Annotated in this window: 5 protein-coding genes; 3 read left to right on the forward strand and 2 right to left on the reverse strand. The window is 55.2% G+C overall.

The window, feature by feature from the left end:
• The first annotated feature begins 77 nt into the window (after positions 1 to 77).
• Together BW934_RS14345 and BW934_RS14350 are read left to right on the forward strand one after the other, a co-directional pair.
• Complete coding sequence (locus BW934_RS14345) at positions 78 to 4,853, forward strand: beta strand repeat-containing protein (protein ID WP_234969853.1); 4,776 nt, start codon at positions 78 to 80, stop codon at positions 4,851 to 4,853.
• 182 nt (positions 4,854 to 5,035) lie between these two features.
• Positions 5,036 to 5,491 carry a hypothetical protein gene (locus BW934_RS14350; protein WP_234969854.1) on the forward strand — a complete coding sequence of 152 codons (456 nt, stop codon included), beginning with the start codon at positions 5,036 to 5,038 and terminating at the stop codon, positions 5,489 to 5,491.
• 127 nt (positions 5,492 to 5,618) lie between these two features.
• Here the strand turns inward: BW934_RS14350 and BW934_RS14355 are convergent, their stop codons facing one another.
• Together BW934_RS14355 and BW934_RS14360 are read right to left on the reverse strand one after the other, a co-directional pair.
• A complete protein-coding gene (locus BW934_RS14355) occupies positions 5,619 to 5,897 on the reverse strand; it encodes a hypothetical protein (RefSeq protein ID WP_076349277.1) in 279 nt (92 codons plus the stop codon).
• Positions 5,894 to 6,940, reverse strand: a complete 1,047-nt coding sequence (locus tag BW934_RS14360) for a ParM/StbA family protein (RefSeq protein WP_234969855.1) — start codon at positions 6,938 to 6,940, stop codon at positions 5,894 to 5,896. Before BW934_RS14360 ends, BW934_RS14355 begins: the two co-directional genes overlap by 4 nt.
• A gap of 333 nt (positions 6,941 to 7,273) precedes the next feature.
• Between BW934_RS14360 and BW934_RS14365 the strand changes: the two genes are divergently transcribed.
• The gene (locus BW934_RS14365; RefSeq protein WP_076349279.1) at positions 7,274 to 8,203 is read left to right on the forward strand and encodes a hypothetical protein; all 930 of its coding nucleotides are present in this window, start codon (positions 7,274 to 7,276) and stop codon (positions 8,201 to 8,203) included.
• The last annotated feature ends 108 nt before the right edge of the window (positions 8,204 to 8,311 follow it).

Here is an 8,311-nt window from a genome sequence, read left to right on the forward strand (position 1 = left end):
TGATTTTGTTCAACTCACATTCTACCGAAGAGGGCCCGAATGGCTCTTCATGTTTTCGGCAGGAACACTTTTTACACATGATATCGGACACAACTGTCACGGTGACGGATACCAACAACGACCCAAGCGATGACGGGACGGGCAATCCGGACAAAGTGCCCCAGTCGGGCACGCCGTCCGGGCTCATCGCGGTGTGGTACTTCAACAACATGGGCACCTACGTGAACGCGGATGTGGGCCACTCGAACGAGCAGGTCGCGACGTATGGGTTCACGCCATGGCAGGACACGTACATCCCGGCGATTGCCCCGACGCGCTCGTTTCAGATTACCGTGCCAAGCGGTGCAAGCGGGAGCGGCATGCTTTATCTGTACTACGTGGATGGCATCGATCGCTACTACGAGGCGTCGTATGCCGTGAAGACGGCCGCGCCCGCCTCACCGCCGAGCGTGACGATCACGGCATCGCCTACGTCCTTGCCGACCGGGCAGTACAGCGTGGTCACGGCGACGGGCAAGAACGTGCCAAGCGGGGACATCCTCGAACTCAAGGACATCACGGGAGACCAGACGTTTGGCGGCTCCAATACATACGAGGATGGGGTGACAGGCGAAACCTCGTTGTCCACGATGGTCACCGCGAACACGCCAGAGACGGCGAAGTACCAAGCGTATGTGGTGAACCCGAGCACAGGGCACGTGGATGCTACGTCTGGCACGGTGTCTGTCACGTGGACAAGCTCCGGCAACACGGGCGGAACAAACGGGAATGGCGGAAACGGACCGACCATCACCTTGAGCGCGTCGCCAACGTCGCTGCCTGTGGGACAATACACGGGCGTCACGGCGACGACGAGCGGAAATATGTCGGGTGACTTTATTGAAATTTCTGACCTATCGGGAGCAGGCACGTTTGACGGCTCGAATACGTTCGCAGATGGCGTGGTGGGTGAGACGTCCTTGAGCGGGCCCGCGATGAGCCAGACGCCGCAGACGGTTACGTATCAGGCGAGCATCATCAACGCATCGACGGGGCAGACGGTCGCCATGTCGAATCAGGTGCAGGTGACGTGGGGGCAGAACGCAACCATCACGTTAACGGCGAATCCCACGAATCTCACCACGGGCCAACCTTCGACGTTGACAGCCACGGCGAGCAATGCACCGTCGCCTATGGACGAGATCAAGATTATCGACGAATCCGGGAAGAGTACGCTCGGCGGACAGAACTCGTATGTGGCGATGGGCAATTCGGCGAGTACACAAGCGACTGCCAATACGCCGGAGACTGTACAGTACGAAGCGGAACTCCTGTCGCCTACCGGTAGTGTCATCGCCACTTCGTCCACGGTGAGCGTCACGTGGTCTGGTGCCATTGGGTGTCCGTCACAGCTTGCGATCATCGACCAGGGTGGCGTGACCAGCAATTCCGACACGGTGACCATTGTCAACCAAACGCCGGACGTGTTGCAGTTTTCGACCAACTCGCCGTCCATCACGTTGTCCCAGACATCCACAGCTGCGGGCATGGATGCGACGATCACAGCGACGTTCAGCGGAGGCGTAAACACGGGGACGCTCACGATTACCGACGCCTCGACGGGGTGTCAGCAGACTTACACGATCTACGATTCGAGCTACACACCGCCAGCATCGAACGATGTGACGTTGACGGCTAACCCGACAACGCTTGGCATCGGAGGGGCCACAACGCTAGCCGCCACCGTGGATACGGTACAACAGGGCGCGTTCGTGGACATTTACGACGAGACAACGCACCAGTTTGTCTCCATGGGAACCTACGAATACGGCTACTCCATGCCGCCGTATTGGACGGCCACGATATCCGGCATGAGCGTGCAAGGCAATACGGCCACGGTGGAGTATTCCGGCACGTACACCGTACAGTACACCAGCAATGTTGCGGGGCCGCAGACGTTCGTGGCGTATGTATGGGCGCCAGGTGTGTCACCCCAAGGTCCACCGTCGGAAGAGTCCGCGCCCGTCACGGTCACATGGACCAAGCCGACGATTACGCTCACGGCTTCGCCGACGAGCGTATTTACGGGACAATCCTCGACGATCTCGTACACGACGGTCGGATGGGCATCGGGCGATTATGTGACGATCTCAGGCCAAGGCGGTCAACACATGTGGTCGCAAACGGACGATACGCAGCAGACGGATAGCTACTCCGAGACGGAATCGCCAACAGGCGGGAGCAGCGTCACCGTGACGTACACGGCCAACTTGTACAATAGCGCGGGTACATTGCTTTCGACGGCCACGGTGACGGTCAAATGGGTCTCGCCGACGATCACGATGACCGCGAATCCATCGACTAATGTGCCGGGTGAGTCGTCGCAGATTTCGTATGCGGTGAATGTGTCGCTGCCAGCGGGGTACACCGTGCAGATTACGCCAAGTGGGAACGGCACGGACATGTGGAGCGCGTCGGGGCTGACACGACAAACCGGGACGTACACCGAGACGGAGAATCCGCCAAGTGGGCAGACGGTCACGGTCAATTACACGGCAACCGTGCTTGACTTGAACGGGAATCCGGTCGCTACAGGCGGGACGACCGTCACGTGGTCAAATCCATGGACGGGCACCATTACGCTGACCGCGAATCCGAAGTATTTGCCAACTGGCCAAAGTACGACGTTGACTGCCACGACGTCGGAGCCGATCCCGACCGGGTGGAGCCTTGTGATCATGGATGAGACGACGGGCCAGACGGTTTCGATGTCAGGAGTGTCACCCGAGATTGCACAATACACGTCATTTAATGCTGAGACTGACACGTTTATCGCATGGTTAAGCGATGGATACGGACAAGTGGGAGCTTCCTCTAATCAGCAGACCGTGACTTGGATAGGGTTGTATCTTGCAGCCAATCCAACTGAATTGCCAGCAGGTCAGTCCACGGCGCTTACCGTCATTGCACAAGATGTTCCGATCGGAGACTACATCGTCATTTTCAATAGTTCGACCGGGCAGATGGTTGGAGTTGGTCAATCAACTCAGTTTAGTGTGAGTGTCACTGAGCCGGTTCCGCAGACTGATTCGTTTCAAGCCTTTGTGTCAACGGATGGAAGTCTCAATACAACCCTCATGTCCAGCAACACGGTTCAAGTAGACTGGTTTGGAGTTATGCTTCAGGCCAATCCAGTGAAGTTGCCAATCGATCAGTGGTCAACGTTGACCGCAACAGCTCAGGACGTACCAAATGATTACTACTTGATGATTGTGGATCAAACCACTGGACAAGTGATTGCCATTGGGAATCCAGGTCAGACCACGTTACAAGCGGAACAAAGCATGGCAACCGCCCAGACGCATACGTATGTTGCTGAAGTGGCCCGATATTCAGGTCAGCAAGCCACGGGCGGTTCTGCAACATCAGGAGGCAGTGCAGGAGAAATCGCAGTTTTGGGTGCGCCAGGGGCCGCTTGGAACGATGGGCAATTTGATCTCAATGCAATTACCAAGTCGGGAGGCTCCTATCAAGTTTTCACCAATCCCACCCAGGTAGATTTTAATCAGTTTAGAACCATTCTGATCGAAGGTGACGAACCCACTTCTTTCTATGAGGAGTTAGAGTCGGTTATCCCACAGTTGAATGCATGGGTCGCAAAGGGTGGAAATCTTATTTTATTCGCCACGGATAACGGATGGCAAGCGGGACAGTGGCCAGGGGGCCAGGGCCCAGTTGGGTTGACATTTACGTATCACCCGACCTACACGGATAATGTGGTGTTGCCGAATACGCCTTTTACAGAGGGACTTCCGAGCACCATACCAGGAAACTGGGCGTCCCATGACGATATTTCAGGGCTTCCAAAAAATGCGCTTGTGTACATTACTGACTCCACCGATGGAGCGCCAGTCGCAGCTAGCTTCTCCTACGGAGCTGGGAGCGTGTTTGTGAGCACACAGACGCTTGAATGGGGGGCTGAGAACGGTAATAGTCCCTCAGAAGGTGATGAGATTCAAAACATCATGGATACCTATGTAGGCGGAGGACTGCCTGATCAGGTTATGGCTTCGTCCGTGCCAGTGTCTGTGACTTGGTATGACTACGATCTTGAATTGTCGGCCATCCCGACCACGTTGCCGGCCGGCCAAGCGACAACCCTGACAGCCACAAGCACCACGGGCGGAGGTCCCGGCGACGTGATCGAGATCTACGATGAGACCACGGGCCAGGTTGTCGGCACGAGCATAGCGAATGCGTCGAGCTATTCCGCGACGTGGACGGAAGGCGCGCCGGCGACGGACACATTTATTGCTTGGTTCGTCAATCCGTCCGGCGGGCATGACCAGGCGAGTAATACGGTGCAAGTGACATGGAATCAGGCGAAGCTCACGTTGTCCGATGCGGAGGTCTATCACACACCCGCGTGGCAGCAGAACCTGGAGAACTACAACAACTACTACACGAACATCGATCCACAGCCGCAACTCGTGCGGTCGGAGTCGGATTTCTGGGCGGGAGAAGACCTGTTGTTCAAGGTGAAGCCGTCCATCACGGACATTGCGCAAGCCTACGTGTACTTGCCGGCGATTAGCATGAACCCGATGATGCCGCCGGGTTCACCCATCAACTGGACGTCGCCGCCGCCAATTGCGCTCACGTACAATCCGTCAGACGGCTATTTGGAGGGCGGTATCCCAACCGCATGGGATGAGTGGCTGCAGTACATGCAGGACGGGACGTACACAGTGACGTTCTGGGTGAAGTCGACGGACAACCAGGTTGCGACCGCACAAGCGTCGTTCACCATACGCGATACGTGGGTGAGCGGAAACGATCCGGGTACGTACTTCCATGAACATCAGACGTGGTAAGAGAGGCCGCCTTCGGGCGGCTTCTCTCGTGTATCAAGTTGGCGCAAAGATGGCCCATTTTAGCGCACAAGAGATGATAGAGTCGGTTTTGGAAGGAGCGGATGTGCAAGATGTGGACAAAACGGTGGACAGGTTTCCTTGCCGCGTCGATACTCACGGCGACGGTTACGGGGTGCGGGTCGATGCCCCATGCGACGTCCCAGACATCTTCGACTTCAATCTCCGCGCCGTCTGTGCATGCGGTGGTGGATAGGCTTCCGGGGAATCTCCAAGCGAAGTTGATCGGGTTTGACGCGCGCAAGAAGCGCGTCAGCCATCTGCCGATCGCGGTGAAGGACACGAATGTGCTGTACATCTCGCCAATGGAGCAATACGCGATCCAGCAATTTCAGCAGATTTGGCCGCGTCTGAAGGCGTATCCCGTCGTCGTATGGACGGGCGTGACCAAGGCGCAAGCGCAGGAAATCTGGCGCAAGGAGGGATACGACAGCGACCCACTTCCGTCCGCGCATACTGAATATGTCTCGAAGTCAATACCGACACCGGATGCGTATCATCGCGACGGGAAGGCGTGGATGGAAGTGCCGGGCATTTTGCCGACGAATCAACTGGATAAGTGGGAGACATTTTTCCGCTGATTTTTCGATGTACTATCGGATTCTCCTATCTGGCATAGACGGGAAAATTGCTAGGTGTTATGGTCAAAAAAGGGATTGGGTGCAGTGTGGTGCAAACAAAAAGAGAGGGGACGGTGCCAGCCGTCCCTTATGTTTTAGGCGTGATGCGCGGAATAACCGGGCGTTTGCCAGTTGATGTGTTCGCTTGGGGAGAAGACGGGGTGGGGGCGGTCGAAGTGTCCCTATCGTCCACTTGTGCTTGTCTTACGCCGCCTTCACCGCGCAATTCGGCCTCGGCCTGAATACCGAGCAAGATGAGCTGCCGGACGCGCTCGGCGCGCCGGCGTTTGGGCGTTTGCTCGATGACCTCGGCGATTTCACGGTCATATTCATCGTCGTAGCTCAGGACATATCTGCGAATCGTCATGATTCCTCGTGCTCCTGTGCCAAAGCGTATTTGTACAGTCCCCTTGCCACCGCCAATTGCGGATCTGGAGCAATGCGAATGCTCGGCATCCAAGCGAGGAAGTAGTTGCGGAAGGCCTCGCCTGAGCCACCTGCGAGAATCACGCGCCCAAAACTCGAACGGTCAGGGTACGCATATTGGATGCCCTGTTGCATGCGATCCCAAACCTGTCGCATGGCGCGCTCGCGAAGTTCGGTGATGTTCATCCGATGTGCGCCGTAGTCGAACCAGAACTCTTGTGCGCCGTCTTGTGCGCGCAACTGGGCCTCCAAGTCATACGCGGTTGCGTACACTTTCGGCTCTTCGCGCCTGATTTCCTCCAGAATGATTTGATACACGTCGTTCAGGCCTGCAGGAATGCTGGTCTGACGTGTGAGCTCCAATCGGTGAATCTCGCTCAAGTCGAGCGTGCCGGAGCCGCTGTCGATCACGAGTACATCTTGTTTTTCAAGCCCCTCATCCACCACAAGACCATCTTGGTCGAGATACGCATCGAGGAAGACGGCAAATGGCTGCGGAATGACCTCCAAGCGCTTAATCATGACGACGACTTGCTCACCGTTTTTTGCGCCGGTGATGGGTTCAGAGAACCAGCGCTGCATGATTTCCACGGTGCGCGTGGTGAAGTCCTCTGACGGCGTGCCACAAGCGACAGCAACTTCGATGACTCCGGTTCGTCCCGTCCGTGTGGCCGCATCCAGTAGTGCCAGCTTCGCCAGCGTCTCGAACTGTCGGCTCGCATAGCGTTGCTCGCGGTCGTAAGCGCCAATGGGCGTGCTGTGCATGGCGTGAACGTGCTCGTAGCCCAGGACGAAATGTTCGCCGCCAAACGTGAACACGTCCACTTCGCGCGATGTTGATTTGCCGGGCACCGACAGCACCTGGCGTGTGAGATCAACGCGTCCATACACCGAGGGCATGGTGTCTTGGACAAGCGTGTCCCCGTCTCGCACGCACAAGCCGATACTTCCGTTTCCGACATCCAAACCAATAGTCAACATCATGAACAACCCCCAGTGTGCATTCATGCATAATCGAGTCACATTATATCACACATGAATGTGCAAACAGAGCTATATTATGCGTAAGCCACCATTCAAGCATACTGAGATTAAATTCATGCATAAAAGTAAATTGCGTTTGATGAATCAAGTAGTAAATAAGCATCATGTATGGTCACTCAGTATGAATAAAGAGTTCATTGTAACTTGAAGTGGAATCTATGAATAATCAAGTGGCATTCAATATGCGCGTGGGCAACGCGTTCAACTTTGGCGTAAAGATGGCGCGTTCCGTACGTGAGGTGATGATACGGTCAAGATGAGGAGGGATGAAGCATGGCAAAAGAGATGCATCCTATCACGAAACTTAACCTGGAGATGCTGAAGAATTCGAAAGACCCGTTGGATGTACTTCGGCAATGGCACATTCTCATGAATGCAGTGTTCGATACCCTTCTTGATTTGACGGCAGAGGATGACCGGTATCCTGTCACGGAGTATCTGGGTGGTATTGAGGAAGTCAACGCGCGTGTTGAGGAATTTCTGTGGGAAGAAGCAGCGCCACGGCTCGCGCATTACAACCCGGCTTCGAATCGTGTGGAATTCGACCATCTGCCCGAAAATCTCAAACTCAAGCCGATGAAGGGCGGATTTGCAATTCAAAATGTCCCGGTTTGGATGTTGGGACACGGCGCGAAGAAGAAGTTTCATCCGGCCTATCATCGAGACCGTCCGTATGTACGGAAGCGTCAGTTGTGGTTTTGGCTCATTCATAAGCTCAAAATGGACTATCTCACGTACGTGAGGTACTGGGAGAACAGCTTGATTCCGAAGGAACCGCCGCAGTATGCACGAATGCTCGTTCGGTTTGAAACACCGCCGGAACATTGGATGATCAAAGACTTGGACAAGTATATTCCGTCTATTCACGTGGTCATCAATAGCCTTCGGGATAACGCACTGGTTCGGAGCGACCGTCCTCGCTACTTCTCGTACGCCGTGGAATGGCTTGAATCGATGGACGAAAGGGTTCAGGAGCCTCTGTGCAGTTTCTATGTCTGGACGTCAGCGAACTCGTTTCCTACGTGGGCTGAGCCTGAAGTCATTGAGCAGACGGAATTCCGCATACCGTTAGTGCCGCCAAAAGTCACGTCTGAGGATGATTGTCCTGTGTGTGGAAGAAAATTGGTGATTAAGCTCGATAACGAAATCTGCACAAAATGGATCTGCAATCACTGTCTCTATGAGCGGCGAAGACGAAAATGAGGATCTCTACGTGGTTAGAGTCTCAAGTAGTGGTGTAAAAGCCGTCGTCCTCAATTGACGACGAAGCCACCGTGCGTGTCTACTAAAGTGTGGCGAACACCAAAAGTA

This window comes from Alicyclobacillus vulcanalis, from assembly GCF_900156755.1.
GTDB lineage: Bacteria > Bacillota > Bacilli > Alicyclobacillales > Alicyclobacillaceae > Alicyclobacillus > Alicyclobacillus vulcanalis.

What these genes read in the sequence shown, in the direction of transcription:
- BW934_RS14355 (WP_076349277.1), bottom strand. Translation starts at nt 5,897, where the DNA reads ATGACGATTCGCAGATATGTCCTGAGCTACGACGATGAATATGACCGT.
- BW934_RS14365 (WP_076349279.1), top strand. Translation starts at nt 7,274, where the DNA reads ATGGCAAAAGAGATGCATCCTATCACGAAACTTAACCTGGAGATGCTG.
- BW934_RS14350 (WP_234969854.1), top strand. Translation starts at nt 5,036, where the DNA reads ATGCCCCATGCGACGTCCCAGACATCTTCGACTTCAATCTCCGCGCCG.
- BW934_RS14345 (WP_234969853.1), top strand. Translation starts at nt 78, where the DNA reads ATGATATCGGACACAACTGTCACGGTGACGGATACCAACAACGACCCA.
- BW934_RS14360 (WP_234969855.1), bottom strand. Translation starts at nt 6,940, where the DNA reads ATGATGTTGACTATTGGTTTGGATGTCGGAAACGGAAGTATCGGCTTG.